The sequence below is a fragment of the Arthrobacter sp. Y3223164 genome, assembly GCF_059091005.1.
In genome coordinates this window covers 1-890 of record NZ_JBNHGF010000679.1, presented here as the reverse complement: position 1 = coordinate 890, position 890 = coordinate 1, and the positions used below count along the sequence as shown (strand labels likewise).

General features: G+C 73.3%; 1 protein-coding gene. It reads left to right on the top strand.

The window, feature by feature from the left end; genetic code table 11:
• The coding region (locus AC5RUJ_RS17365) for an NAD(P)-binding domain-containing protein (RefSeq protein ID WP_494156388.1) at window positions 1-890 on the top strand (890 nt) is incomplete at both ends.

Below are 890 nucleotides of genomic sequence, written 5' to 3'. Positions count from 1 at the left end.
GGCGCCACCGCTGGCCCTCGCTGACCTTCGACGCGGCGCACGGCCTGCACGACCTCCCCGGCCTGCCCCTCGGGGTTCCGGACCCGCAGGAGCCGTCCTCCGCCGTCGTGCGCCGTTATTACGGCACCTACGAGCGGCGGTTCAATCTCCCCGTGCACCGCCCCGTGCGCGTGACCTCGGTGGACGACGACGGTGCCTTCCTGCGCGTGCGCAGCGCCACCGGCGGCGAGTGGCAGGCGCGGACCGTCATCAGCGGCACCGGCACCTGGGACAAGCCGCACTGGCCGCACTACCCGGGCCGGGAGACGTTCCGCGGCCGCCAGTTGCACACCCGGAACTTCTGGTCGGCCGACGAGTTCCGCGGGCAGCGGGTGCTGGTGGTCGGCGGCGGGACGTCCGCGCTGCAGTTCCTGCTCCAACTGGACGCGGCCGGCGCGGACACGCTCTGGTCCACCCGCCGCGACCCCGACTTCACCGCGGCCCCGTTCGACATGGAATGGGGTGTCGACGTGGAACGCCGGGTCGGCGAGCGCACGCGCGCGGGCCTGCCGACCCTGAGCGTGGTTGCCGCCACGGGGCTGCCGCTGACCGAGACGTACCGGAAGGGCATCGACGACGGCGTGCTCGTCTCGCGCGGAAAGCTGGCCCGCATCACTGAGCACGGCGTCGAATTCGCCGACGGCTCGGCCGAAGACGTGGACGTCATCCTCTGGGCCACCGGATTCCGGCCGTCACTGGACCACCTGGCGCCGCTTCGGCTGCGTGAACCGGGCGGCGGGATCAGGATGGGCGACGACGGCGTCTCGGTGGTGAAGGAGCCGCGGCTGTTCTTGGTGGGATACGGCGCATCCGCGTCCACGGTCGGGGCCACCCGCGCCGGCCGGGCGGCT